We start from the raw sequence: 23,289 nt of genomic DNA on the forward strand, positions 1-23,289 counted from the left end.
ATCCACCAGCGTTCCGCGAGGCCGTCCAATTCCCGTGAACTGGTCAGCCAACACGCCGCGCTCGCGGATGAACACGATCGCATTGGCCTCCGCCGAGAGGATCTCACCGAGTCGCCCAGCATCGGCCAGAAGCGCGCTACGCGTTGCAGTGAAGAGCTCGTCCCAATGACCAAGCTCGGCCAAGCCTCCGGTGCGGGCGCTTGAGTACCGCTCTACCCCCTTGGCGATGTCCGCAAGCATTGCGGACGGCGATCCGGTCGGCATGTATTGCTCGGAAAATGCACCGCGCTCCTGCATCGCCAGCCGGCTGTTGCCGCCGTACGATTCTCCCCAGGCACCGGCGTCCGACATCGTGACCGACCGCCGCGTCGTCCACCGCTCGCCGATCCTTCCACGGTCCAGCAGCACAGCTTCGGGCAAGGCGACCGGTCGGTAGACCTCCTGCCACGTCCCGGCCTCAGCAAGCCCCAGAGTTCGAATTCCAATGTAGCTCTCGAGCACCAAGGCAGAGTCGCGCAGCGACACGGACAGGCCGAAAGAGTATGCCTCTACCACGCTCCCAGCGTCGGCCAGCAAGTCATTCCTCGCGATCAGCCACTGCTCGGAATGGTAGATCCCGTCTTCCAGCATGAGGCACTGATGTTCAGCCACCGTCGATTACTCCGATGTAGGTGAGGGGGCGGCTCTCCATGCCTGGGTACTGCGGTACACCCACCGCTCGGCTTCCGCCGTTGAGATTCAGGCCATACCGCGCAGACGTGGCCTCGCCCAGGCAGTTGTAGGTCGCTTCGATGTACTGGGTCAGGTTGGTATCCACCGTCGGTGACGGGGTAGCCCAAAGGCCGAACCCCAGCTCCTCCTCGCGGTGCGTGCGTATCTGCCCCAAAGTCGAGCTGCTGATCCACCACACCTCGTACTCGCCTCCCGGCGGTGACAACTCCCTAACCGGCGCGGGGAGCGGGGGTTCAGGGACGGAGTACGCCAGTGAAGTCGCATGCTCGCCGCCCGAAAGCCACGGTCCCTCATCGGCGGCATCGCCGCAGTCGTAGGGGCTGTAGCTGTTGCCGTCGTGCCAGGCCGTGCCGGCGAGCCAGTTGTAGTGCGCGTGGCGGACGCCGGGCGTGCACACAGTGCGCTGAGTCACCGGGCCGTAGCCGGTTGGATGCTGTTCGAGGCGTATCCAGTAGCTGGTACCGGGTTCCTCACCCTCGCTCGGTGGCCAGCCTACGCCGCTTGACCACTCTCCGCCCGACCACGGAGCGCGGTTCCGCCAGTGCTCGTAGTGGTGTGGGTCAAGCAAATAGCGATACTCGTGCTGAACCTCACGCTCGGTGCCGGCGTGGCTGCGGCGCCAGGCGTAGTAGTAGCTCTCGCGATCGCCGAAGGGTACCGCCACGCCGCTACCGAGGTCCGGCGATGAAACCCGCCTCACATCGGTACGGCGAAGGAATCGTTTGGTACGCGTCACTGTGCCCTCATTCGCGTAGGGCGGCCCGAAATCAATCACGTCGACGCTCGAGTAGCCAAGATCCTTGCTCACGATGTCGGTGTCTGCGGTCCCGGCAGGCAGCTCGTCGCGGTGGTCGAAATCATTCGTGTAGAACATCATCGGAACACGCCGCGTGCCCACCTCGTCGTGCGCACTCCACTGACCGACGTACATGCAGTCTTCAAGGTCGCTGGTGTTCTGTGCAGGAGCGTTTGAGTCCCGCACCCAGTAGAACTTGACCCATTTCAGGTCATTTCCGGCGAAGAAGACGTGCATGGTCGTGTGGCAGAGGGCCGGCTGCTCCGCCAACCGCGACGCAGGCTGCATGGAGTGGGAGACCAGGTGGCCCAGCAGCGTTTCGGGGAACCTGATGATGTTCCCGTTGTCCTGTTTGGCCGCCGGGGAGAACCACAGGAAGCCCTCGCTTACCCTGCTCACTCGAGCGCCCCCACGGCGATCGGCTCCAACACCAATGCGTCGACATAGCGGAACACCGCCTCATCGGTACCTGTCGCCAAGGCACGCTGCTTTGCCGTCATACGCGCAGCCTTCCAGATTGCCGCGTCGATTCCATCTGGGAACAAGCCAGCGTCGCGCATGCGCTCGAGGCGCTTCAACAACAGACTGTCGGCAGTCTCTATGACTGGCCGAACAGCGCCGATCTGCAGGCTGATCGCGTAGTGCACGCCCCGCTGCAGATCATCATCCCCAAAGCGCCATGCTGTGTTGTGCGCTTCGTCGCCACGCAGATTGAACGCCCAGCCCATGTCCGATGAGTAGGGACTGTGACGATAGAAGTCAGCGAGGTCCGCTCGCGCCGCGAGGCGCACAACTCGCCCCGCGCGGATCCATGATTCCAATGATCCTGCTTTTGGAAACGGCTCGCCTGTCGGGAAGCCTCCGAACTGCTCGAGGAGGTGGAGCGCGTCAACGTCTCCGCGCTGCTCGAGCAGCTCACGGAAGGTGCTGCTCAACGTGGCGTCATGCAGCGGCAGCGGCATCGCGATCACTCCCGCACTGCCACTGATCTCCACCAACCACCAGCGGCCATCCGCTGCCCGCGTCAGACCGTGCGTGCGGTAGAACTTCCAATCGTAGCGAACCTGCAGCCCCTCATTGGCCACCTCCCTGAGGTATGTGGACTTGGAGCGGGATGATGGCGGGGTACCGCCGTCCACGTCGGTCTGCGCTGGCTCGCTGCGGATCTCCTCGTACAGGCTGACTTCCCGCCCGCGTGCCTGTCCCTCTTTTCGCGGGCGGCTGACGGCGCTGGCGGCCGAAGCCCATCAGTGCCTGCACAAGCCCCCGCATCGCACCGGAGTACATCGTCGGACGCAGCAGCGTGTACTGCGAATAGACGCGCTCGGCCGCCTGTCCGCTTGTTGTAGGGTTGCGCAGTTCGGGAAAGCCCTGCAGGGGCTCCACAGCCAGGCGCTCGAGCTCCTGATAACCGTAGGAAGGAACCTCCACCTTCTTCCCCCACAGGCTGTAGGTTTCCGCGCAACGGAAGGTGGGATGAAATTGAGAGAGCACCTGTCGACTGTCACCCTCCCAGCGCGAAGCGGACTCGATGTACCCGTTGCGAATGACCCCGGAAACGAAGTCCGGGATGACATTGCGCTCCACCTCGACTTCGCCCACCGAGGGTGCGTACCCGGCGACGATATGCACTGCGGCCATGCCGCCGCCCAGTATCACGTAGCAGTAGCTGTCGTCGTCCAGAACCTGGTAATCGCGCAGGACGTTCAATCCACCCAGCCGCTGGCGCTCCTGGGCATTGCGCAGGAGCTGCAGGCCCTTCGGCAGAAAGGCCTGCGCACGTTCCTTGTCGCCGCTGTACACGACGCGGGCGGGCCCGTAGCGCATGGGGATCACATCAACCGGTCAGGCTGGTCTGGTAGCCCAGTTCGAACACCTCGCCGTTGTACAGCTCGCGCTCGTTGCTGAATCGCGCCGCCGACCACAACGTGCCATCAGTTCCGCCCCGTACATCGCTGGAAACGAGCATGCCGCACGTGACCTTGATGCTGGTCGCGCAAACGATGTTGAACTGTGCCTTGTTGGCCACGTTGCTGATGACGTTCGCGGCCGGCGCAGCAGGGTTCCACTTCGGTCGAGTGGTATTGCTCCAGCCTTCCGTCGTGGAGGTGATCTCGCCCAGTGTCGAGGCGAAGTTGGCAGCGGTCAGGCCCGCACCCGGATTGGCCGCGCCGTTGCCCATGGTCAGATACCAGGCCGGAATTTTGGCATCGGTGAAGAACATGACACCCAGCGCCTTCATGATTCCCTGATCAACAAGCAGGTTGTGGTCAACCGTGTAGTCGTCATCACGCCCTACAACCCGATGGAAGTAGGCGTTACACAGCACCTTGTCATCGAAGACCACGATGCCCTCGGGCGTGACACGGAAGTTGCCCTGGCGCAGAGCGTCGGCAAGGTGGCGATCCCAGCGCCGCAGCCAGTTGCGCATCTTCTTGGTGGCGGTATGGATCAACGGTTCGAGCTTGGAAGTCATGGCGGTTTCCTTGGTGGATTGATGGTGTTACATGTGGAACCTTGCAGCCACAACAATGGCCGGGCCTATGCCCAGCCATCGACTGCAATCGTACTACGCGACTGCGGCGACGACGCGCCGTCCGTGAACGCACAGGGCGCCCCCAGCGTGGATCAGACCGGTAATCCGATCTGCCTGCAGCTCGATCACGGTCCCATCCTCAGTGCCGAGCACGTAGCCGTTGGGCGCCAGCCACACGGCCATCCGTTGGCCTGGCTGCTCAGTGCGTAGTGCCCCGGACGCGACGACAGCAACAGCGCCCTCGATCGGCGCCAGCGCGCCCGTCATGTCCTGGGACCACTCGCGAGGGCGGGGCCCTCGCAGGACTATGACACCTGCGCGCGTCCCTACAAACACGGCCCTCCCGACGGCAGCAAGCATCGTGATTCGGTGCGGGAATTGCACGAAACCGTGCCGCGGCGAATGCAGGCCGTAGCGGAGGGGTTCGCTGAACCGGAGCACGTTTCCGTGCGCTACCAGCAGATAGCCTTGGAACGAGGCGACATGCTGCCCTGGGGGCATGCGACGCAGGTTTCGGGTGTCTGCGGCGGCGTCCAGCCCCCCGTTGCCCAAGTGGTAGCGGGGGAAGCCGAGAGGGATCTCAGCCGCTCGGTACAGCTCCTCGCCGTTCGGATGGGTCCGGTAGATGCGCAGGGCCGTAGCATCGCCCGCAGTCGGCAGCGCGGTCAGGATGATTCCGCCTCCGTCGGGCACGTCTACGAACCGCAGCGATGAAAGGCCCCCCTCACCCTGATCGGAGACAAAAGCCACAGCGACGCCGTAGCGCCCCATGCGCATGCCTCCGCCCTCACCTGCAGAAGCTGCCGGCGGAGGCGCATCAGGGACGCCGAGGGGCGCTGCGCGGCCGTTTTTGACGCGCAGCAATGTCGTCCGATTTCCCACAATCACCTCCCCATTGACCTCTGCATAGGTACATGGGTCGGCACTGTTCAGCAGCGCGATCGGTTGCAGGTCGGGGGCAGAAAGTAGCTCTGCCCCAGCGGCCGCGAACGCCCCGGCGTTTCCGGACCAGATGCTGTGGAGGTCCGCGCGCGCATGCACCAAGCGTGCGCCGCGGCGCCGCCCAGGCCTGCCGTCTCGGTCAATGTCGACATTCGCGGCATCGGCCAGCGCAACCTGCCGCCCCTCCTCGTCTCGCTTGAGCGTGCTGGACGCGCTCACGTTGTCCATCCCCAGCGGCCACGGGCCGAGCGGAGTAGTCATGGGCTCACCTGTCCTGTGTCAATTCTCGGAATCCCTACTCGGCCGTGTGCGCTTCCCTGCGCGGCCATTGCTTTGTTGCCGCACCAGCGTGCGACGGCGGTCGGCACCCCCACTGCGTCGGCCCGGAATGTGTGCGGCGCGACGGGACGGCCAACTCTCGGCGCGCCGACCGTCCCGGCAAACCCGGCGGTGCGCACCCCGCGCAGAATGATCGCGTTCCCGCTCGCTCCCATATCGGTACCGTGCACCTTGGCGCGTCCGGCCTCCCACCGATCGATGTCTCCGAATTCGCCGGCCTGCAATCCACTCGGGCGCAGAATGGAGGTGCTCGCCAGCAGCGGAACCCCGCTTCCACCTGCCGCCAGCGCTCGGGGCCAGACGTAGCGTGTACCCATGCTTATCGACGGCCAACCCGCGCTGCCGGCAGGCCCGACCGAAGCGCCGACAACCCGCCCGGTACGGCGCACACGCATGCGCGCCGCGAAGTGGCCTGGCGTGTACTCAGCTACCGCCCCGTCTCCAAATCCGGCTGGCGAAACGGAGCGAATCGCGTTGCTGACCCATGGCAATCCGTAAACCGCCATGTCCGCGCCCTGCGCGTTGAACGGCGGGTATGCGTGGCTTACCCAGTGCGACCTCCGCGGCCATGATGGCTCCGCCGGCGAGCTGATCGTGAAGCTGTCCCAGCCGCGCGCCAGCAGTTGGCGATGGAAGAGCTGGACTTCGGAAAGCCCGAAGCTGAGCCCGTCGATCCCAGACGGCTTGGCCGTTCGCGGCCCATAGTCGGCCTCGATGATGATGGCCCTGCCAAACTCTGCCTGGTCCTTGCCAACGGCTTCCACGACACCACCCGCGTTCACCTTCGGGAATCCGAAACGCTGGAATCGGCTGCCCTCCATCCGGATGTACTGGGGATTGACCCGAAGCGCTGGGAATCCCAGCGCCCCCGCATTGACACCTACAGCAGTGACCGCCCGATGGAAATGGCTCACGCCAGCCTGGCCCCACACCGGACGCTCCGTGGTGAGCTGGCCGTTGGCATTGAAAAGACTGTAGAAATCCATGATGTGGCCCAGCTCGTTCCAATAGCCGGTGTTATAGGGATAGCCGCGCGGAGCCCACACGTAGCGCGGCCCAACGTCTGCAACAGGAGGAACCGGCGCGACCACACCCACCGGCGCGATGGTCCGCCAGGCATTGAGGGAAGGAGTTCCGAACTGGTTACCACCGATTTCGCGCGGCGGTGGGATGCCAATGGGCGCTATGCCCATGTACTCGAGCAGTTGCATACCGTGCTGGGTAGCGATGAAGCCCTCCGGCCGGATCGCATTTTCGCGCACGATCGGCGTACCTACCTTGCGCTCACCGCTGTCCCACCCAACCACACCGAGCGTTCTCGTTGCAGGTGGATCCGGAAGCACATTGCGGACAGCATGCGTTTGCGAAATCGGCCGCGGTGCAATACCACCGGGTAACACTGGCTGCCGCCGGTCCTTTACGACATGCGTACCGAAGGCCTGGGCGTTGAATCCCTGCATGTCGAAGGAACGCCACCGGTGATAGACCCGTGCGTCGCCCCAAAGAGTGGCCACTGCCCCCATCTGTTTCAGCTCTGGGGTGACGTTGCGCACGGTATTGCTGCCCATCTGGTTTGCCGGCGGCAGAACTGCCCAGGCAGCGATGATGTTGAAGCGCTGATGCAGCGTGGCCAACCCGTGACGGAACGACGCCCAGCCTTCAGCCTTCAACGTTCGCTGTAGGTGCTGCACAACCGTCGCTCCGAAAGGCGGCGGGTTGGGCAGTGAAAATGCGGCGACAGCACGAACCCGGAACGACACCATTCCCCTGCCGAACGCGGATTGGTCTACGCCCATGTGGCGGAACCACTGGCGGTTGCTCCACACCGGCCCGTGCTGACCGAAGGCCTCAGACCGCCAGCCTGCAGGAGCTATCACGCGCGCCGCGTTGTAGACGATGTTGCCCAGCGGGCTGCCCCACGCCAGAGAATCCCCACCTCGCGGCCTAACACTGCGGATCCGGTCCGCTACCAGCGTCACGCCCCACCGCGCCATGTCCTGATCCGGCAGGGTCCGGACGACCCGCGCCTTGTTGACCACCGAGGGTCCACCCATCACCGCGTGATTGCGCCCCTCCGTGCGCACGAGCTTGTTCCGGTTGTCCACGCGCGTGAAGGATCCGAACACTCCACCATCGCTGGGGGAAGGCGCGAAGAGCTGCAGGATCAACTGCAGCCTGTTGATGACCTCGCCGCGGCCGAAGCGTTCCGGTTCACTGGGGCCGCCATCCATCCAACCGATCGGCTGCGCACGCTGGACGAAGTTGTCCAACCGGTGCATCGGAATGGGTGGCGGCGCCATACCTCGTCCAGCAATGTCCACGATCACGCGGGGGACGTGCACCTCGTGGTTTCCCACGCTGCCGGGCACGATCCCTTCGGGGATCACGTCGTGGTTGAAATCCAATCGTGCATTGCCATACCGCGTCGCAACAAACCACAGCGGAAACACCTGCCGCTCGAAGAACCAGGCAACTGCACTGCCAAACGCAGCCGAATTGATACCGCGATTGGAAAGGTCGATCCAACGCACCCCACCCGCGAAGGCATGCGTGCCCCACAGCGTGGCCACCAGCCCCGCCGGTGTGACCCGTCGAATGCCCAAGCTGACCCAGTGCTCACCGAACCCACGGAAGGCGCTCAGGCCAGCCGGTCGCACCTCTTGATTGAAGTTGAATACCGTCGGCCTACCGGTGCCGCTCGGCGGGATGCCTACCGGAAATGCCTGCGGGAAGCCGTTGACTACCAACGGCCGGCCGTAGCGGGCCTGATCTGCGCCTGCAGGTCGCACATAGGTCAGATGGTTCCGCACCACACCAGTGCCGACAGCGCCTGCGAGGAACCCTGCAGGGCCTACGTGCATCTGCTGGTTGCGCACCAGCGGCTGCCCCAACACGGTGAAGACCTCACCGCCAGGGAAGATCCCCAGGTCTACCCCACCGATGGGCTGGAACGACAGCGGAACGTCGGTGCTGGGCGGACCGATGTAGCCGGGCAGCGTAGTGCCGAAGTCGAGATCAACTCGAACCTTCGGATCCGGTAGGACCGTACGCACCACAGTCGCGCCACTCGGCAGCGGCAGTCGCCCAATACCCCACGGGGAGACTGTGCCAGGCGGCGGATTCGCCAGCGGGCCGCCGCCACCGAGATCGAGCACACGGCTATCCGCCGGGATGTACCCGGTCGGCAGCCTGTCAAATCGGAGTTCGACCTCGGTGGGCATGGCTACTGCAGCACGACGCGATCAGCGATCACTGCGTTGGTCAGAGGCGCCACCTCATCGTCCAGTGCAATCACATACATCACCTTTCCAGGCAGGAGCGAAACGTCGATCGAGTAGCGGCCATCCGCGCCGCTCATTCCTCGACCAACGACGCCCCCGGTCTCGCGATCATGTATCACTACCCGGCGCGCCGCTGGCGCACCGGCCTGGTCAACGACCGTACCGGACACGGTTCCGCCCCGAGTCGTCACTTGAATCAGATAGCGTGAGCCTCGAGGGATCGTGCCAACGTTCACCACTGAAACAACGGTGGTTCCATCAAACACAATGGCCTTCACTGTGACCCCAGCAGCGGCAGCAGTGTTGTCAACCGCAATCTCCATTCGCTGACCACGTACCACTCGCGCAACGAACTTGACGCCCTCTCCGGTGCGGTTGTGGGCGCCACGGAACAGCGCCGCGCCGGAATTGTGAATGCCAGAGAATTCGGAAAGACCTGAGTCGACACCTACGGGGTGATAGATCAGCGCAAGCCTGCGCCCGGTGTTCATGCTCTGGTATCGGTCAATGCCGTTTGAGGCAAGGTTCGGCGTGAACGACGAGCTCGAGCCAAAGTACAGCGGGGTAATCTCGATGCCCCCTTCGTACGCAACAGCGATGGTATCTCGACCGCCCGACCACAGTGCCGGAGCATCTACCAACGCAATGCCGTCGTCGCCGCCCACCGCAGGATACGGAGTCGTCGGCTCCACCACATCCACCGCCCACTGGCCATAGATGGCGTCCAGCGTGCGCTCTTCGGTCTTGAAGTCGACCATCGTGAAATGCTCGTCGCTGATGGACACCACCACGGCCATAATCAGTCTCCTCTATCACGTCAAGCCGAACGGACTTTCGCCCCACCAGCAGCCTTTCTCCGCATGCCAGGCAACATAGCGATCCAGCCACCAGTGCAACTCCCCCCGAGCCTGCGCGTGTGCGGTGCGATCCAGGGCGTAGCGCTCCGCGTCTGCGCCTGCGTGATTCGGCTCCCGCTCGGCCACGTACATCTGATATGGCGGCAACCGGCAAAGGGCCGCCAGATCAATCGCAGGAGCATGCTCTGTTCCCATTGCGCCAAAGGCGGCGATGCCGCCTGGCGCGAGTGACTGGGTTTGGGGTTTCTGGCTCATCGCCGAACCCTCACAGCTTGAAGATGCGGTTAGTACCGTTATCCCAGGTAACAATGATGTCGCCACCGTTGGGGGTGATGGGCAGGCCGGTGGCGGTGTCGATGTAGGCGATCAGGGGGCTGGTGCCTTCGGTACCGGTGTCGGAGTAGAGCACCAGCGCCTCAATGCTCGGACCGGTCACACTGGAGAACGTGATGTCCGCCGCATCTGCCGCACCACCGGTAGTGGTCTTGCTCGTCAGCGTCACGCCGCTGGCGGTGCCTACACGCGCCGAGGTCGGGATGTCCGACAGGAACTCATGCGTGGTGAAGTTTGCGGTGTATGCGCCGGTGTCCACCAAGATGCACTTGATGGTGTCGCTCAGCCAGTTGAACTGGCCTTCGAGGAAACGCTGCCGGCCCTTGTCGTAAAGGGTATTTGCCATGGTGATGCTCCAGGTTTAGCGGATGCCGCCGTAGGTAGTGGTTACGCGCTTGCGTTCGCGGTGCTTGCGCATCACGTCCGCAGTGTCTCGGGTACCGAATGTGCGCTCGAACTGTGCGAGCGCCAGGCCGGCCTTCTGCTGGTCTTCGGCGTCCGCCTCCGGCCGCGACCACTGCCGATAGAGCATCCAGTCCACCAGTCCCGCGTGATGGATAGTGCTGATCTCAGGAGTGTCATCGTCGGCTGCCATTTCCTTCACCGGGAAACGGTAGACCGCGAGCTGCAGCGTTCCTTCGCCGCTGGGGGTGGGCCACATACGCAGGCGATCGCGCCCGTCATCAGCCAGCACCTTCGGCCGGCTCGCCGATTTCCGTCGCCAATCAGGGTGGGCACGGATCCAATCCAATCCGGTCAGGTCAAGCTCGAACTCGCGGCCGTCCGCGCGGATGAAACTGGCCGCATCAATCCAGTGCACCAGCTCGCCCAGCTCCACCCGCTCCTGTCCGGGCTGAACGTCGTAAGTGGTCACGCCGGGCCGCGGCGCGTCATCGAACAGGAGGCGCGCGCGAACGCATGCCTCCCGCACGGCCTCGTTGGCGTATCCGATCAGGGTGGCGCCCTCCGCGAAGAAGGGCGCCACCTCGTCATCGGCCCGCCGCCGGTATTCGGCGATCAAGGCAGCCAGGTTCATGGCTTACTGGCCAGCGCCCGGCGCGCCGTCGGCACCAGCATCAGCTTCACCCTGCTGGCCAACCTGCGCAACACTGCCGTCCGGGCCTGCAACACCGGCCGCCTCCGCAGCCTTGCGCGCAGCTTCTTCCTGCTGGGCCTCTTCCACCATGGAATTCCATTCCTCGAGCACGAGGCCCTTGTCCGCGCGGAAGCCGCATTCCTTGCTGACGATGTTGATGTTCGGGGCGCCGCTGCCGGTGAAGTCGCCCTCGCCGTTGCGCTCCACCATCAGGATCAACGCCTTCCGGATCTTGGCGCGCTCATCCAGCGGGGTGACGGCATTCGGACCGGCGACCGCCGGCTCGAGGGTTCGCGTCCGGATCGTGGTCTGGTCGCATTCGCAGCCCTTCGTCAGCGCTTCCTGGTGGAACATCTCCTGCAGGGGCTGCCAGTCGGGACCGACAAGGGTGACGTGTCCGCTGGACAAGGCCAGGCGCACGCCATCGGGGTGACGGAATTTCATGGTGGTGACTCCGAAGTGATAAAGAGAGGGCCGCCCGAAGGCGGCCCCGTGGATCAGCCGTAGATTTCGTCGCCGCCGCCGACGACGACGTACTCGGCGATGGCGAGTGCGCGGCCAGCGGTGGCAGCGGTACCGGTCTGCGCCAGCGAGAAGGTCAGCGTGCCGCCTTCTGCGTAGTGCTTCGGAGCGTTGGCGGTCGTTTCGCTGCCGATGGACTTCACGTCCACGGCATCAGCGAACTTGGTCGTGCCGTCGCTGATGGTGGCCGTCGCGGTGGTGCCGCTGTTGAACGCGACCACGGTCAGCAGCGCCACCGCGGTGATGATCGCGCCCTGCGGCAGCTTGACGGTGATCTCGTTGCCGGCGCCGATGTTCTTGACGCCCAGGTCGATCACGACCTTGCGCCCGAACTGGGTGTCGCTCTGCGTCTTGCTCATTGGATGTACCTCTCAGACGTTGGGATGAAGCATCGGCCCTTGCGGGCCGATGGTGTCTCATGTGGAACCTTCAGATCACAGCGCGTGGTCGATCGCCATGATGCCGAAGTCCTCGACGCTGCCGCCGTCGTAGGAGCTGGGGAACTGCGGCTTCAGCCAGCCACCCATCTTGGCGATGGAGATACCCTGGCGATTGCCGTAGTCCATGGTCTCCTCGTCCAGTCCGGTGCACCCAGGTCGGCCAATGCCAGGCCCTGCGCGCCCAGCAGCAGCGAGCGGGTACCGTCGACAGTGCCCGAGCTACCCCACTTGTTGCTGTTGGCTGCACCGGTGGTGCTGAAGGTGCGGGTGTACGGGTGGATCACCAGCCCGTTCATGGTCACGACGGCGCCCGAGAAAATCTTGTTGGCCTCGCCGCGCACGTCGCCACCGACCAGGCACTGGCGGAAGTCGGCATCACGGTACAGGTGCGCCATCGTCTCTTCGTGCACCAGCAGGATGTAGTAGTCCTTGCCACCGATGTTCAGAGGGGTGATGCGCTTCATCTTGGCCTTGGCCTTGATGGACGGCAGCATGGCGTAGGCCGGCTTGTCGTCGGCCACGATCGCGCTGGTATCGCCAGCCACCAGGCCCAGCGTCTTCGAGTAGCGGAAGTGGCGGTTCTTGCTCGGCGGGCGGATGTCGGCCGCATAGTCCAGGTCGGTCCACGGATCCTGGCCTTCCGGGGTGACACGCGGGCTGCCATCGGTGTTCAGGCCGTAGCTGATACCGGAAGCGGTCAGGATGGCCTGGTCTTCCCACGAATCGGCCAGCCACTCGGACAGCGAGCGACGCGCCGGGCGGCGGAACTGGATCACCGACTTCTGTTCGGCCAGCTTGCCCTTGTTGACCACACCATTACGGATCTGGTCGAAGTTCACACGCTGCCAGTGGGCCTCGAGGGTGCGCTCGCGACCCTTCAGGCGGTTGTCACCGACGGTACCGCCGCCGGTCATGCGCGAGATCAGGTGGAAGAACGCGCCGGCCTCACCCTTGCTGTTCTTGGACAGCTCGGTGATGTGCTCGATCGCGCCCGAGCCTTCCTTGCCAAGCAGCTTGGTGAAGAAGAACTTGTCGGTCATCTCCTCGTACGCCTTCAGGCGGTACGCGAGCTTCTTTTGCGGCTCCATCGAGCCAAAGTCAGTTGCACCCATGGTGGGTTCTCCCTGCGGGGTTCATCAGTCGGAATGGGGAAATGTCTGGACTGACCTGTTCGCCGGTCGCCGCGAAGCGCAGCCATGGATCGGGGCTGCGAGCCGTGGGGTACCCACCCTGGGGACGCGATTGGTAACGCAGCTCGCGTGCTGCGAAGCACCTGCTCGGTGAGCGAGCCGCGCGTGGGGCGCGGCGCCCTTCTTCCACTGCTGAACCCTACAGCTCGCCGTCCAGCAGCTCGGCACGCTGAGCTGCAGACAACTTTTTGAACTCCCCCGGCTTCAACTCTTCCAGATTAACCTTGCCGGCCAGCGCGCCGCTACCCATACCGCCGGCCGGCAGAGGCGGCGTCCCCGATGCAGCCGCCGCGGCTCGCGCAGCAGCGACTGCGCGAGGGTCGACGCTGGCCGCGCCAGCGCCTGCGGAACTGCCAGCACCGCCTGCGCCGGCCGGGGCCCAGTTGAATGCCTCGTGCGCCTGCTTGCGCACGGTATCCAGCAGTGCATCGTCGCTGAGGCGCTTCGTCGGATCCTGTTCGGCATCGAGCTGGGCCATCAATGAGGCCACCGCCTGACGACGGATCGGGTTGGCCAGGAAATCCGAATTTTCGGCCTCCCACTTCTGCACCTTACCGTTCCAGGACTGCAGATCAGCTTCCTGCTGCTGGCGGATCGTGTCCTGTCGCTGCGCTTCCTGCAGCTCATGGAAACGCAGGGTGGCGCGGTGCTCGGCCTCGGCGACCACCAACGCGTCACGCTGCTCGTTGTACTCGTCCGTGTCGATGTCACCGGCATCCCACTTCTCCCGCAGGCCCTGCTTCTCCACAGCGAAGTCGCGATCTGCCGGCCGCTGGCCGACGGATGGTTTCTGCGCCTTGAGCTGCTTGAGTTCTTCGCGTGTCTCGCGAAGATCCTTCAACACACCGTTGAAGGCCGCGCGGTCGACCGGCTTCGAGTCGTCCTCCTGACCGGCAGCGCTGGCGTCGCCGCCTTCACCGCCACCGGCACCGGCACCGCCCTCGGCGCCTCCGGCAGCCGCACCTGCGGCGGCGCCGGAACCGGCCTCCCCGCCACTGCCTTCGGCACCGGCTGCGCCGGCTGCTGCATCGCCACCACCAGCGCCCTCGCCGCTGGTAACGCCAGCAGCGGCGGCGGCCGCCGCCGCCTCGGGGTCACCAGCGCCAGTACCGGCAGCGCCGGCGGCGCCTTCGGTCCCTGCAGCGGTCTGGCCGGCGTCGTCGGTATCGCCTGCGTCGTCATCGATGGAGGCCAACAGGTTCTGGCGGGTAGCCTCGTCCATGTTGTTCGGGTGAGTGCTGTCGTCGGGGATCTGCGTGCTCATAGGGTGGTGACTCCTGGGTTACTGGATCGGCTGCTGGGACTGCATGCCGGCGGTGATGCCCGCCTCCGGGTTGTCCGGGGTGAGCGGATGGGTGGATGCCGGCGGCAGCGCCTCGGGCTCAGGCAGGGCGCCCGGCGCCGGCTGCGGCACGATCGGCGCCGCGTCCTGGTCTTTGAAGCCGCTGGAACGCAGCAGCGCATCGGCAATCTCGGCGGTCTGCGGGATCGCAGTGATGATCTCGGCAGTTCGCAGCGCGCTGAACTGCGCCTCGACGGCCTTGCCAACAGCCGTGTTGTCGGCCAGGCGCGCCTGCGCCCGCTTCAGCTCGGCCTCGGCCTCGGCAACTGGATCCGCCTTGCCCTGCGCCTCGCGCAGAGCGTTGGCGATCTCGGTCTTGTCCGCCAGTGTGGACGCCTTGAGGATGAACTGCGGTGGGATCTGGACGCCCATCTTCGACACGATCCGCTCCATCTGCTCGAGCTGCCCATTGTCGAAGGTGACCGCATAGGGCTGCTCGCTGACCTCTACGTCGTACTCGCCGATGGTCAGGTCGTTGAGGATTGAGCCGTCGTCCTGCGGCATGTTCAGCATCAGCGGGATTCGGCGTTCCACACCGTATTCGTCGGGCTCCGCGATCCGGATGACACGCGGCGCGGTGTAGAAGCGCTGGACCAGTTTGAGAGCGCGCTCGGCCAGCATCTGCCGGGTGCGGCTCAGGTTGTCCAGGGCAATACCGAGCGCCTGCTGTGCGGCGAATTGGCGCGACTGGATGGCGATGCCGCTCATATCCGCGCTGCCCTGCCCCATCGCAGACTCATTGACCGCCGTGACCGTCTGCATGTTCCGCTGCAGGAAGTCGATCATGTTCTCGATGCCGCGCGGCGGCTGGTTGGGCTCGATCTTCTGGAACGGCTGTGTTCCTTGCTTCCGCAGCAGGACCAGGCCCGTTTCGCCGCCGCGCGCGGTGAACTCATCGTCGGTCATGTTCTCGAGCGAGTTGGCCTCGCCCTGCCAGCCACCATTGGCGCTGGCGTTGACGATGTGCGCGTACTGGCTCACGAACTTGTTGATGAGATCCTGCACCTGCGCGGCGTTGTCGAGCATGCCGACCGTCTTGCCCCGACGGAAATAGGGGAAGTACGGGATCACCGTGAAGTGGTCGTAGGGCGACAGCTTGTCGTAGACGCACACCTCTGGTGCACATACCTGCCACCGCACACGGCGGATGCGCCGGCGCATCACGTGCACGCCCTGCTCGATCAGCCAGCCGATCAGTTCGGGCTCGAAGCCTTCGATGATGCGAAGGTCACCGGTCGCTGGCCACTTCGCCACCAGCGTCTGCTGGTACTCATGGCTCTGGCGGTCCACAACCCTGTAGCGGCGCCAGGTTCCCTCCTCGCCGTACCAGCCCATGTTCATCGCGTAACTCGGCGGCATGTTGCCGAACGCGTCGCGCATCATCCCCTGCTCATCGCCCCAGTTGTTGTGGACGTAGGCCATGGATGAGTCGCGGATCTCGTCCGCCGCGTCCTTGCCGTAGTTCTGCTCGATCTGCGAGTGCGTGAGCCAACGCGTGATGCTGCAATCGGCCCAACTGTCCGGGTCGTAGGACGTTGCATCAGGATCCGGCAGCACGTCGCGCGGATCGAAGGTGGTCAGACTGACCTCGCCCTCGTCGTTGTCGTCGTAGTTCATGCGCAGGTCCAGGTACCCGCGCTGCTGGATCAGACCGTCGAGGAACGAGTCTGTCTCGTGGAACCGGTACTTGGTATTGCCCAGCGCGTGCTTGATGACCTTCGAAATCACCTTGGCGCGCTGCTCATCGGCCTGGCCGCCCTTGGGCAGGTAGGCCATGTCCACACGGTTCTGGATCTGGTAGCCGACGGCGGCGTTCACCGCCTGCATGCACATGTTGACCTCAACTGCAGGCCGGCCATCGGCCTCGACCTCCTGCCGGATGGCTTGATCCCACTGCCGCCCCGCGCCGAGGTAGTAGTCGTCCAGCCGCGTTGCGGTGGCCATGAAGTCCTCATGCCCGCGCTTGTAGCACTCGTCCAGCCGCCAGAACACGTCGCGGGCGGTGTCGCGGTTCGTCGTTACGTCGCTCATCGGTCAGCGGCTCATGTAGCTGCGGCCCTTGGTCTTGGCCGCGAGTAGGCGCCGCTTCCAGTCGCCCGAATCCTTCGTGATGAGCGCCGCAGGGTTGTAGCCCTGCGCGTACTGACGGAAGGCGTCGGAGTAGTTGGAATGGCTGTCGTGGATCGGCTCGTCGGTGAACGCGCCGATGGCTTTGTTGAAGCGCTTCCGGTATGCCGCCAGCGAGGCCAGGCCATCGGCGCATTCCTCCTCATCGAACCAGCAGCCCGCGAACGCGGCGCGGGTCTGGTTGATGCCGACCAGAACGTGGTCAACGCGCGGCACGATCTCGAAGCTCTGCCCGGCCATCTGCTCGCGCAAGAGCTGAATCATGGTTTTGCCCGTCTGCAGCGAGGTGTTGGCCGCGTCGTGGGGCACGTAATGCTTGCCGTAGACGTACCCGCGCTCGGTGCCCAGCGCCTGTAGGTACCGGGTGTAGTGCGAGATGTCGTAGCCGCTGTTCTGGTACGCGTGGATGAAGCGGTTGGTCAGCCCGATCTGCTGGTGGAACCAGATCGAATTGAAGTCGTTGTAGCCGAGATCCCAGAACGTGTTGACCGGAACGCCTGGTACGAACGGCACCTTGCCGATGCGCTGCTGCGCGCGTGCTGCCTGCAGCTCGCGGAAGTAGAAAGCACCTTCGACGCGGTTTCCGCTCCACCGACCGGCCAGCAGCGCATCGCGCTCCTCCGGCGGCAGCATCATCAGCGTCTCGCGGTAGCCGGTGCCGCGCAGGTGCTTGTTGTCGGCCAGCTTCGCCGGGATGAATCGACGGGTGAAGGTTCTCGGCACCTCGCGGTAGCCGCCCTCGCCGTCCTCCTCTTCGAACATCATGGAGACCGGCAGGCACGTCGGCCCGCCGTCCTCCTCGATACCCCACCGTTCCATCACCCAGCGCTGGCCCACGCCATCGGGGTTGGTGGTGCCACGCATGTACCTGGGCAGATCCCGCGCCGTGGTGCGGTTGCGGCTCATCAGGTAGAGGTAGCAGGTCGCGGTTGGCCACAGCGTCAGCTCATCGAACCCGATGTAGTTCCACGCGCGGCCTCGATACTTGAACCGGTCGTTGTCGGCGTTGAGATAGCCGAACTCGACCATGCCGCCCCACGGCGTCTTCCAGCGGTGCTCGATCTTGTCGTAGTAAGCGCCCTCGATGAACTGCGGGTACAGCTCGTGTGACCGGTCGATGAGGTCTTTCAGCTCCGGGAAGCTGCGGCGGAACAGGATGCCGCGGTGCTGCGGGTGCTGGGGGCCGTTCCAGGGCAGGCACCATGCGTCGATCAGCAGCGAATCCGACTTGCCGCCACCGGCAGCGCCGCCGTACAGCACCTCGTAGTCGTCGCAGGCCAGAAAATCGGACTGCTTTGGCGTGGGCTGCCACACGATGTCCTCGGCGGGGTAGTCGAGGCTCACGGCTCAGCCCTGCTGTGCCAGCGACTGCACCCGGCGAACCATGAACGCCGGCGCGTTGCCCTTGCGCTGCGGCTGCTCGAGGCGCTGCGCGGAGCCCTCGATCGCATCCTGCAGGCCTGCCGACTGGCCCTGCCCCGTCTTCGCCGGCACCACCACCACGCCGACGCGGTGGGTGTGCTCCACCTTCTTCTTCTTGTCCGGGAATGCATCGATGAGCTGCAGCGCTGTGCGCAGCGCCGCATGCTTGTCGGCGAACTTGATCTTGTTGGTGACGCCGATCTTCTCGCGCGCGTCGCCCACGCCGGCGTACAGGTCGATCTGCTGCACCTCCGCGATCATCGCGCCCGCATCCTTGGGCCACTCGTGGGGCGGCAGCAGCGCGCCATCCTCACCGAACAGCGCTGCAGGGTCGCCGAATGCCAGCTTGGCCAGCTCCGCCATGCAGCGCTCGAAGGTGATCTCCGCCGTCCGCACCACGGAGCCGACCAGGTAATCGTGCACGATCCGGACATCCGGGTTCGCGGCGAACTGCGAAGCGTTGGCCTTGGCCGTCTTCTCGGCATACCCGGCCTTCAATGCTGCCTCCGTCTGGCTCCCTGCCATCGGCAAGGCGAGCGCGAACGCCTTGAGCTTCCCGCCCAGCCGCTTGTACGCCTCGATCACCTGCGCAGGTGCACCGGCCAGTACGTCCGTGCTCACGTCGATCCTATGCCGATCAGGTCGCCAGCGCGCCCGACCCACGCAGAGACGCCATCAAGGCCTTGACCTGCGCCACGACATCCGTCTCGCTCGTGGGATCAGCAACAGCCACGCCCTGCTTTACGCCGCCGATGGCTGCGCCTGCAGCCGGCAGTGAGTAGGCGTTGGCATTCGCTGCGATGCCATCCAGCTTGGCCTTGTCGGCGCCGGACATGAAGCCGGCAGCAGCGGTGGTGGCGGCACCATGGGTGTGGTTGCCAGCCGCTGCAGTGGTCGCAGTCGCGCCGATAGCCAGGTTGGACGTGCCGGTACCCGCACCAATGGCCGTGCGCGCTGCGGCCTGGTCGGCGGCCGTCAACACCTGCTTGCCGACCAAGCTGGCGTCGGTGATGTTGTCGGCAGTGATCGGCAGAGTGGCACCTCCACCGCCGCCACCAGCAACGTCGCCCTTCACCATGGCCTGGGCGAAGTGCTTCTGGCTCACGTCAACGGCAATGCTGCCGAACGGCAGCAATCCGGCGGCCGCAGCGCCCTTCACCTTGGCGGCCAAGCCCTCGGGGGTGTCCGATACCAGGATCGTGTAGTCGTCAAGCGCCATGGGGTGTCCTCATTTCAGGTGGATGATTCCGGCCTTGTCCAGCCGCTGCAGGCACTGGACGCATGCGCCGCGGCGGACCTCGCAGGTCTGCAGCTTTCCGATCAGGGTGGGCACAACCTCCCCACCCAGCTCGTCCCACGCCTCGGCGTTGTTGGGGTCTGCCTCCCACCGCACACCGGCGTCACCGTTAACCGTGCACGGCAGGAGGCAGATTTCGTTGCACTGCGCCGGCACCGGGCGCGTGATCCGGCCGCAGCCGGCCAGCAGCGCCGCGACGGCGATGGCGATAAGCGCAGTGCGCATGGCTCAGCCCTGGCTCTCGCCGGTGGCACCGGCGGTGATGATCGGGGTGATGGTGGCCACCTGCCGGTCGATCTCGGCCAACACGTCCTGACCGAGCATGCTGATGCTGATTTCGTCGGGCTCGTCGCCCTCCTCCACCCAGCCAAGGTCCGCCAAGCGCTGCACCTGCTGGGCGCTGAGCGTGGTTTCCCCGCTCTCGGCGAACTGGGCGTCCAGCGTCACCAGCGCTACTACGTCCTCACGGCCGGCGCTGATGCCGGCGGCTGCGAGGGATGGCGGCGCGCACGGCGGCGAGGGAGCGCTCACGCGTCACCTGCCTTCTTGGCCTGGCCAACCTGGTAAGGCATCCACTCGGCGCGGTGGCCGGCGGCGCAGCACTCGTCGCCCGGCTGCATCATCTGCACGGCACGGACGGGGAAGGCATGGCCGGCGTGGTCGATCACGCGCAGGTTCACCAGCCGGTCGCCGTGGACGTAGACGATGGTTGCATCCATGGGCTGCTGCCGGCCGGCGTCGTAATCGCTGGTCGGGAACGCCTGCATGCCGGCCGGCCACATGCCGCCGCCTGGGTAGAACCACACCTTGCGGCCCACGGTCGGCTTGATGACCTTCGGCATATCAACGTCGCCGGAGAAGCTGTAGCCGGCGCCAGCAGCAGCCATCGTGCCCGCTGCGAGCGCAGCACTGCGGACAGAGGTGAGTTGATCGCGTCGACGGAACCCCAGCAGCGGCCAGCACTGGTCGATGGCCTCCTCGCGCGCCGCTGCGCGCCCGATCTCTGCATCAAAGTCCGCCGGATCGATGGCCCCGTAGTTCACGCCGATCACCTTGCATCCGTTGCGAAGGATCAGCACGCACAGCGTTACCTGGTTGAGCGCACTGTAGTGCTCCTTCGCCAGGTAGTTGTTGCTGAAAGCGCCGGCGCCGCTGGCGTAGAACTCGCCAACGATCTCGGCCTCGATCTCGGCCAAGGTGATGCGGCTCACAGCAGCACCTCGAGTGCCAGCACGAAGGCCAGCAGTGCGAGGGAGCGATAGAACCATGCCTTTGCCTTGGCTTCCTTTGCCTGCGCGGCCAGGTTGGCAACGCTGGCTTCCGTGCGGGCGATTTCCAGTTCCTGCTCGAGGTATTGGGGTTGGAACTGACGGGTCTTCGGGGTCACGGTGACGACTCCTGGTTGGTTGCGCCGCTGAGGGCGCGGTTGATCGCGTCCACACGCTGCTGGCCGGGAGCGCACTGCTCCGGCAGCGGCTGCTTGGCTGCGATGGATCGGTACTCGATGCGGATGCGCTGGCCTCGATCAGCGATGCGCTCGAGGTCGGCCATCAGCTTCGCGTCGTCGCGTGTGCGCTGTTCGGCAATGCCGGTGACAGCGCGCAGGCTGGCCGATAACGCCTCGTTCTCGAACCGCATCGGTGCCGTCACGGCGCGGTAGGCCTGCCAGACGTTGAGCGAGGCCAGCACCAGACTCAGCGCGGCGAGGATCGCCACCCACTTCCATGCAGCCCACCAGGCCTCGAGGCGCGCAATCATTTGCTGAACACCGTGGCGATCTTGAACAGCAGGCCGGTGATGAACGACGACAGGCCGCCGACCATCAGCAGCGTCTTCCAGCTCCCGCGCGCCTCGGTGAGCACGTCGTGGATCTCCTGCACCTGGGCCTGCATTTCCTTCTGCTGCTGCACCAGCGTCGTGATCTGCTCTCCCTGAGCCTTGATCGTCGCTTCCATTCGGCCCATGTCGCGGTGGATCTGCATGTCGCTCATCGGGCGCGGCCCTCTGCAAGCCGGGCCGCATCTTCATAGCGGTTGCACAGCCCGGTTTCGTTGACGGTCCCACGCCACAGGCGGCACATGGAGCGGTATTGGCGCGCCATGCAGGCCACGTCGGCCGCAGGCACGCACACGTCGCGCAGTGCGCGCATTTCGCTGCGGCGGCTGCCGGCCATGCTGGCGCCACGGTTGTAGACGGTTGCCGTCAGGCTGCCTTGCGCGTCCGGCGGCAGCCGATCCCAGCCGTTGGAGAACGTCCGCTTCGCCAGCCGGTGGTACGCCGGCAGCGTCACCGCGCGGAACACCTGCTCGCAGTAGCTGTACGGCGTGGTGATGTCGCGGTAGCGCGGCAGGACAGCCCGTGCATCCTGGCCGGTGATGCCGGCGGTGGTGCTCAGGCGCTGCACCGCGTAGTGCTTTGCCCAGTCGCGGCCGATCACTGCCGGTGTCTGGTGGCCGCCGTCGTAGCCCACGCACCAGGTGATGCCAGACGCACCGCCCGGCCACACCGGCCAGCGCAGGCGCTGCTCGTAGTGACGTGCGCTGGTGATCTCCCAGCGGATTATGTGGGCCACGGCCGCGTCGGACACCTGCTCCGGCACCAGCGGCGCCGGCGGGACGATGGACTGCACCGCTTCCCGCGCACGGACCATGGCCGATGGCACCTCATCGAGCACCCGCTGCGCGCCGTGCGCGCTGCCCAGGCTCAGGGCGAGAAGAAGTGCAGCAGCAGAACGACGCATGCGATCCACACGATGGTGTCGGTGATGTAGACGATCAGCGGACCGCGACGGCCGGCGACGATGCCGGCCCACAGCTCCTGGCCTTCTTCCTTGGTGAGCTGGCGGCGCTGGCGGCGGCGAGCCAGCCAGGCCAGCCCGAGCGCAGCGATCGCGTACGCGGTCTGGATCGGAAGCTCGATCAAGCGAGCTACGACATCGACGGTGGAGGCCGGGTCCAGTGCGCCCAGCACCACCCATGCAGCGATAGCGATCACGGCCAAGGCCGGCAGCCAGACGACCGGCTCCTGCCAGCGCCGCAGCCAGGTTGCGATGGATTTCATGTGGACCTCGAGGAAGTTCGGCCAGCGCCCGGCACGGTCCGCTGCGTCAGCGGAGCTGTGCATCACCTTGCGAGTGGAGAGAGGCTGGACCCACGCGGCGCGTCTCACGACGGCCAATGCGCGGGTATCGCCGCGACCGTGACTACCGGGCGCTGGCCGAAGAACGTGGTAGCGGGAGGTGGATTCGAGCCACCGACCTACGGCGTATGAAACCGTCGAGCTGCCGGGCTGCTCTATCCCGCTAATAGAAAAACCCCCGGCCAGCGCAGACTGACCGAGGGTTGGGGAAGCTGGCAGCAGGGGGAACTACGCCAGCGTGGGGAAACGTAATGGATAGGGGTGCGCCAGGTCAAGCATGTTGAACCTACCGGCCAAGCAAACCGGCCAGCGGGTGCGCCTTGCGGGCCGGTGCGCCCTTGGGCAAGCGTGCTGCCTTCTTCGGCTTGGCGACGCGGCGGTCGGCCAGACACTCGAGCAGGTAGTGCTCGGGATACGGGATGGACCCGCCTTGCCCCGCCCATCGCTCGAGCGACCGCACGCTGCAACCGAGGCGCTGTGCCACCGCTGCGTAGGTGAGGCCCGTCCGCTGGATCAGGTCGCGAGTGTGAGCGCTGCTCGAGTCGTAGCCTTGGCGGGCGTCAGGCTTGTTCATCGGCGGCCTCCTCGCGCACACGTGAGGTGGGCACCAACGGTTTACCTGTGTCGGCGCGCGCCGGGGCGAGCGGCATCACCATTGGAATCCCGTCAAAGAGTCGGGCGCCATTGGTCAAAGCTCCAATGAAATCAACGTCGTCGGCATCCTGTAGCGGTACACCAAGGGTGGTCTTACCCATAGCGAGCGGCCTCCGCTACTCGGTCCAAGAGGGCCGGATGAACTACTACGGTGTCAGGGGAGGACAGCACCCCCACCTGGTGGGAAGCCACCATGTAGAGACACGGCACCTGCTTGGTACCGAACCGCTTGAGCCACTTCTTGC

Annotated in this window: 30 protein-coding genes and 1 tRNA gene; all 31 read right to left on the bottom strand. The window is 65.3% G+C overall.

Annotated elements, in window-relative coordinates; all coding sequences use genetic code 11:
• On the bottom strand, positions 1-651 hold a 651-nt coding region (locus tag ACXI0D_RS01915; RefSeq protein ID WP_479642210.1), incomplete at its 3' end, for a hypothetical protein.
• A complete protein-coding gene (locus ACXI0D_RS01920; protein ID WP_479642211.1) occupies positions 644-1,927 on the bottom strand; it encodes a hypothetical protein in 1,284 nt (427 codons plus the stop codon). The genes ACXI0D_RS01920 and ACXI0D_RS01915, both read right to left, overlap by 8 nt.
• On the bottom strand, positions 1,924-2,613 hold the full coding sequence (locus tag ACXI0D_RS01925; protein WP_479642212.1) for a hypothetical protein: 690 nt from the start codon (positions 2,611-2,613) through the stop codon (positions 1,924-1,926). The genes ACXI0D_RS01920 and ACXI0D_RS01925 overlap by 4 nt, the downstream gene beginning before the upstream one ends.
• Positions 2,603-3,355 carry a hypothetical protein gene (locus ACXI0D_RS01930; RefSeq protein WP_479642213.1) on the bottom strand — a complete coding sequence of 251 codons (753 nt, stop codon included), beginning with the start codon at positions 3,353-3,355 and terminating at the stop codon, positions 2,603-2,605. The genes ACXI0D_RS01925 and ACXI0D_RS01930 overlap by 11 nt, the downstream gene beginning before the upstream one ends.
• 10 nt (positions 3,356-3,365) lie before the next feature.
• Positions 3,366-4,004, bottom strand: coding sequence for a hypothetical protein (locus ACXI0D_RS01935; RefSeq protein ID WP_479642214.1), 639 nt, complete (start codon positions 4,002-4,004; stop codon positions 3,366-3,368).
• A 93-nt stretch (positions 4,005-4,097) separates the two neighbouring features.
• Positions 4,098-5,267, bottom strand: coding sequence for a hypothetical protein (locus tag ACXI0D_RS01940; RefSeq protein WP_479642215.1), 1,170 nt, complete (start codon positions 5,265-5,267; stop codon positions 4,098-4,100).
• Complete coding sequence (locus tag ACXI0D_RS01945) at positions 5,264-8,566, bottom strand: hypothetical protein (protein WP_479642216.1); 3,303 nt, start codon at positions 8,564-8,566, stop codon at positions 5,264-5,266. The genes ACXI0D_RS01940 and ACXI0D_RS01945 overlap by 4 nt, the downstream gene beginning before the upstream one ends.
• 2 nt (positions 8,567-8,568) lie before the next feature.
• On the bottom strand, positions 8,569-9,423 hold the full coding sequence (locus tag ACXI0D_RS01950) for a carboxypeptidase-like regulatory domain-containing protein (protein WP_479642217.1): 855 nt from the start codon (positions 9,421-9,423) through the stop codon (positions 8,569-8,571).
• A 15-nt stretch (positions 9,424-9,438) separates the two neighbouring features.
• Positions 9,439-9,738: a hypothetical protein gene (locus ACXI0D_RS01955; protein ID WP_479642218.1), complete on the bottom strand. Its 300-nt coding sequence runs from the start codon at positions 9,736-9,738 to the stop codon at positions 9,439-9,441.
• Between the two features lie 10 nt (positions 9,739-9,748).
• Complete coding sequence (locus tag ACXI0D_RS01960) at positions 9,749-10,162, bottom strand: hypothetical protein (protein WP_479642219.1); 414 nt, start codon at positions 10,160-10,162, stop codon at positions 9,749-9,751.
• A 15-nt stretch (positions 10,163-10,177) separates the two neighbouring features.
• Complete coding sequence (locus ACXI0D_RS01965; RefSeq protein WP_479642220.1) at positions 10,178-10,852, bottom strand: phage adaptor protein; 675 nt, start codon at positions 10,850-10,852, stop codon at positions 10,178-10,180.
• 3 nt (positions 10,853-10,855) lie between these two features.
• Positions 10,856-11,356, bottom strand: coding sequence for a hypothetical protein (locus ACXI0D_RS01970; RefSeq protein ID WP_479642221.1), 501 nt, complete (start codon positions 11,354-11,356; stop codon positions 10,856-10,858).
• 53 nt (positions 11,357-11,409) lie between these two features.
• Positions 11,410-11,793 carry a hypothetical protein gene (locus ACXI0D_RS01975; protein WP_201116952.1) on the bottom strand — a complete coding sequence of 128 codons (384 nt, stop codon included), beginning with the start codon at positions 11,791-11,793 and terminating at the stop codon, positions 11,410-11,412.
• A gap of 75 nt (positions 11,794-11,868) precedes the next feature.
• The gene (locus ACXI0D_RS01980; protein ID WP_479642222.1) at positions 11,869-12,000 is read right to left on the bottom strand and encodes a hypothetical protein; all 132 of its coding nucleotides are present in this window, start codon (positions 11,998-12,000) and stop codon (positions 11,869-11,871) included.
• Positions 11,946-12,986, bottom strand: coding sequence for a phage capsid family protein (locus tag ACXI0D_RS01985; RefSeq protein ID WP_479642223.1), 1,041 nt, complete (start codon positions 12,984-12,986; stop codon positions 11,946-11,948). Before ACXI0D_RS01985 ends, ACXI0D_RS01980 begins: the two co-directional genes overlap by 55 nt.
• A gap of 217 nt (positions 12,987-13,203) precedes the next feature.
• Positions 13,204-14,328, bottom strand: coding sequence for a hypothetical protein (locus tag ACXI0D_RS01990; RefSeq protein ID WP_479642224.1), 1,125 nt, complete (start codon positions 14,326-14,328; stop codon positions 13,204-13,206).
• A gap of 18 nt (positions 14,329-14,346) precedes the next feature.
• Positions 14,347-16,437 (bottom strand): portal protein, encoded by a 2,091-nt coding sequence (locus tag ACXI0D_RS01995; protein WP_479642225.1) that lies wholly within the window; start codon positions 16,435-16,437, stop codon positions 14,347-14,349.
• A gap of 3 nt (positions 16,438-16,440) precedes the next feature.
• Positions 16,441-17,877: a terminase large subunit domain-containing protein gene (locus ACXI0D_RS02000; RefSeq protein WP_479642226.1), complete on the bottom strand. Its 1,437-nt coding sequence runs from the start codon at positions 17,875-17,877 to the stop codon at positions 16,441-16,443.
• A gap of 3 nt (positions 17,878-17,880) precedes the next feature.
• A complete protein-coding gene (locus ACXI0D_RS02005) occupies positions 17,881-18,576 on the bottom strand; it encodes a terminase small subunit (protein ID WP_008268771.1) in 696 nt (231 codons plus the stop codon).
• 16 nt (positions 18,577-18,592) lie between these two features.
• Positions 18,593-19,174 carry a head fiber protein gene (locus tag ACXI0D_RS02010; protein ID WP_479642227.1) on the bottom strand — a complete coding sequence of 194 codons (582 nt, stop codon included), beginning with the start codon at positions 19,172-19,174 and terminating at the stop codon, positions 18,593-18,595.
• A gap of 9 nt (positions 19,175-19,183) precedes the next feature.
• Positions 19,184-19,477, bottom strand: coding sequence for a hypothetical protein (locus ACXI0D_RS02015; protein ID WP_164085148.1), 294 nt, complete (start codon positions 19,475-19,477; stop codon positions 19,184-19,186).
• Positions 19,478-19,480: 3 nt separating this feature from the next.
• Complete coding sequence (locus ACXI0D_RS02020; protein ID WP_479642228.1) at positions 19,481-19,783, bottom strand: hypothetical protein; 303 nt, start codon at positions 19,781-19,783, stop codon at positions 19,481-19,483.
• Entirely contained in the window at positions 19,780-20,463 is a 684-nt protein-coding gene (locus ACXI0D_RS02025; protein WP_479642229.1) for a Gp49 family protein, read from the bottom strand. The genes ACXI0D_RS02020 and ACXI0D_RS02025 overlap by 4 nt, the downstream gene beginning before the upstream one ends.
• On the bottom strand, positions 20,460-20,639 hold the full coding sequence (locus ACXI0D_RS02030; protein WP_479642230.1) for a hypothetical protein: 180 nt from the start codon (positions 20,637-20,639) through the stop codon (positions 20,460-20,462). The genes ACXI0D_RS02025 and ACXI0D_RS02030 overlap by 4 nt, the downstream gene beginning before the upstream one ends.
• The gene (locus ACXI0D_RS02035; RefSeq protein ID WP_479642231.1) at positions 20,636-21,010 is read right to left on the bottom strand and encodes a hypothetical protein; all 375 of its coding nucleotides are present in this window, start codon (positions 21,008-21,010) and stop codon (positions 20,636-20,638) included. Before ACXI0D_RS02035 ends, ACXI0D_RS02030 begins: the two co-directional genes overlap by 4 nt.
• Positions 21,007-21,234 carry a hypothetical protein gene (locus ACXI0D_RS02040; protein ID WP_157635931.1) on the bottom strand — a complete coding sequence of 76 codons (228 nt, stop codon included), beginning with the start codon at positions 21,232-21,234 and terminating at the stop codon, positions 21,007-21,009. The genes ACXI0D_RS02035 and ACXI0D_RS02040 overlap by 4 nt, the downstream gene beginning before the upstream one ends.
• Positions 21,235-21,239: 5 nt before the next feature.
• On the bottom strand, positions 21,240-21,992 hold the full coding sequence (locus ACXI0D_RS02045; protein WP_479642232.1) for a lysozyme family protein: 753 nt from the start codon (positions 21,990-21,992) through the stop codon (positions 21,240-21,242).
• The gene (locus tag ACXI0D_RS02050; RefSeq protein WP_479642233.1) at positions 21,956-22,312 is read right to left on the bottom strand and encodes a hypothetical protein; all 357 of its coding nucleotides are present in this window, start codon (positions 22,310-22,312) and stop codon (positions 21,956-21,958) included. The genes ACXI0D_RS02045 and ACXI0D_RS02050 overlap by 37 nt, the downstream gene beginning before the upstream one ends.
• Before the next feature lie 166 nt (positions 22,313-22,478).
• A tRNA-Met gene (locus ACXI0D_RS02055) sits at positions 22,479-22,555 on the bottom strand.
• 121 nt (positions 22,556-22,676) lie between these two features.
• Positions 22,677-22,964 carry a hypothetical protein gene (locus ACXI0D_RS02060; protein WP_479642234.1) on the bottom strand — a complete coding sequence of 96 codons (288 nt, stop codon included), beginning with the start codon at positions 22,962-22,964 and terminating at the stop codon, positions 22,677-22,679.
• Positions 22,951-23,145 (bottom strand): hypothetical protein, encoded by a 195-nt coding sequence (locus ACXI0D_RS02065; RefSeq protein ID WP_479642235.1) that lies wholly within the window; start codon positions 23,143-23,145, stop codon positions 22,951-22,953. Before ACXI0D_RS02065 ends, ACXI0D_RS02060 begins: the two co-directional genes overlap by 14 nt.
• Positions 23,146-23,289: the final 144 nt, after the last annotated feature.

This window comes from Stenotrophomonas sp. C9D9, from assembly GCF_056491205.1.

Bases quoted from the DNA above. Each gene is read 5' to 3' on its own strand.
- ACXI0D_RS02040 (WP_157635931.1), bottom strand. From the start codon at position 21,234: ATGCAGATCCACCGCGACATGGGCCGAATGGAAGCGACGATCAAGGCT.
- ACXI0D_RS01935 (WP_479642214.1), bottom strand. From the start codon at position 4,004: ATGACTTCCAAGCTCGAACCGTTGATCCATACCGCCACCAAGAAGATG.
- ACXI0D_RS02010 (WP_479642227.1), bottom strand. From the start codon at position 19,174: ATGGCGCTTGACGACTACACGATCCTGGTATCGGACACCCCCGAGGGC.
- ACXI0D_RS01955 (WP_479642218.1), bottom strand. From the start codon at position 9,738: ATGAGCCAGAAACCCCAAACCCAGTCACTCGCGCCAGGCGGCATCGCC.
- ACXI0D_RS01990 (WP_479642224.1), bottom strand. From the start codon at position 14,328: ATGAGCACGCAGATCCCCGACGACAGCACTCACCCGAACAACATGGAC.
- ACXI0D_RS01930 (WP_479642213.1), bottom strand. From the start codon at position 3,355: ATGCGCTACGGGCCCGCCCGCGTCGTGTACAGCGGCGACAAGGAACGT.
- ACXI0D_RS01950 (WP_479642217.1), bottom strand. From the start codon at position 9,423: ATGGCCGTGGTGGTGTCCATCAGCGACGAGCATTTCACGATGGTCGAC.
- ACXI0D_RS01995 (WP_479642225.1), bottom strand. From the start codon at position 16,437: ATGAGCGACGTAACGACGAACCGCGACACCGCCCGCGACGTGTTCTGG.
- ACXI0D_RS02015 (WP_164085148.1), bottom strand. From the start codon at position 19,477: ATGCGCACTGCGCTTATCGCCATCGCCGTCGCGGCGCTGCTGGCCGGC.
- ACXI0D_RS01970 (WP_479642221.1), bottom strand. From the start codon at position 11,356: ATGAAATTCCGTCACCCCGATGGCGTGCGCCTGGCCTTGTCCAGCGGA.
- ACXI0D_RS01975 (WP_201116952.1), bottom strand. From the start codon at position 11,793: ATGAGCAAGACGCAGAGCGACACCCAGTTCGGGCGCAAGGTCGTGATC.
- ACXI0D_RS01985 (WP_479642223.1), bottom strand. From the start codon at position 12,986: ATGGGTGCAACTGACTTTGGCTCGATGGAGCCGCAAAAGAAGCTCGCG.
- ACXI0D_RS01960 (WP_479642219.1), bottom strand. From the start codon at position 10,162: ATGGCAAATACCCTTTACGACAAGGGCCGGCAGCGTTTCCTCGAAGGC.
- ACXI0D_RS01965 (WP_479642220.1), bottom strand. From the start codon at position 10,852: ATGAACCTGGCTGCCTTGATCGCCGAATACCGGCGGCGGGCCGATGAC.
- ACXI0D_RS02035 (WP_479642231.1), bottom strand. From the start codon at position 21,010: ATGATTGCGCGCCTCGAGGCCTGGTGGGCTGCATGGAAGTGGGTGGCG.
- ACXI0D_RS02065 (WP_479642235.1), bottom strand. From the start codon at position 23,145: ATGGGTAAGACCACCCTTGGTGTACCGCTACAGGATGCCGACGACGTT.
- ACXI0D_RS02060 (WP_479642234.1), bottom strand. From the start codon at position 22,964: ATGAACAAGCCTGACGCCCGCCAAGGCTACGACTCGAGCAGCGCTCAC.
- ACXI0D_RS01945 (WP_479642216.1), bottom strand. From the start codon at position 8,566: ATGCCCACCGAGGTCGAACTCCGATTTGACAGGCTGCCGACCGGGTAC.
- ACXI0D_RS01940 (WP_479642215.1), bottom strand. From the start codon at position 5,267: ATGACTACTCCGCTCGGCCCGTGGCCGCTGGGGATGGACAACGTGAGC.
- ACXI0D_RS01980 (WP_479642222.1), bottom strand. From the start codon at position 12,000: ATGGACTACGGCAATCGCCAGGGTATCTCCATCGCCAAGATGGGTGGC.
- ACXI0D_RS02045 (WP_479642232.1), bottom strand. From the start codon at position 21,992: ATGCGTCGTTCTGCTGCTGCACTTCTTCTCGCCCTGAGCCTGGGCAGC.
- ACXI0D_RS02050 (WP_479642233.1), bottom strand. From the start codon at position 22,312: ATGAAATCCATCGCAACCTGGCTGCGGCGCTGGCAGGAGCCGGTCGTC.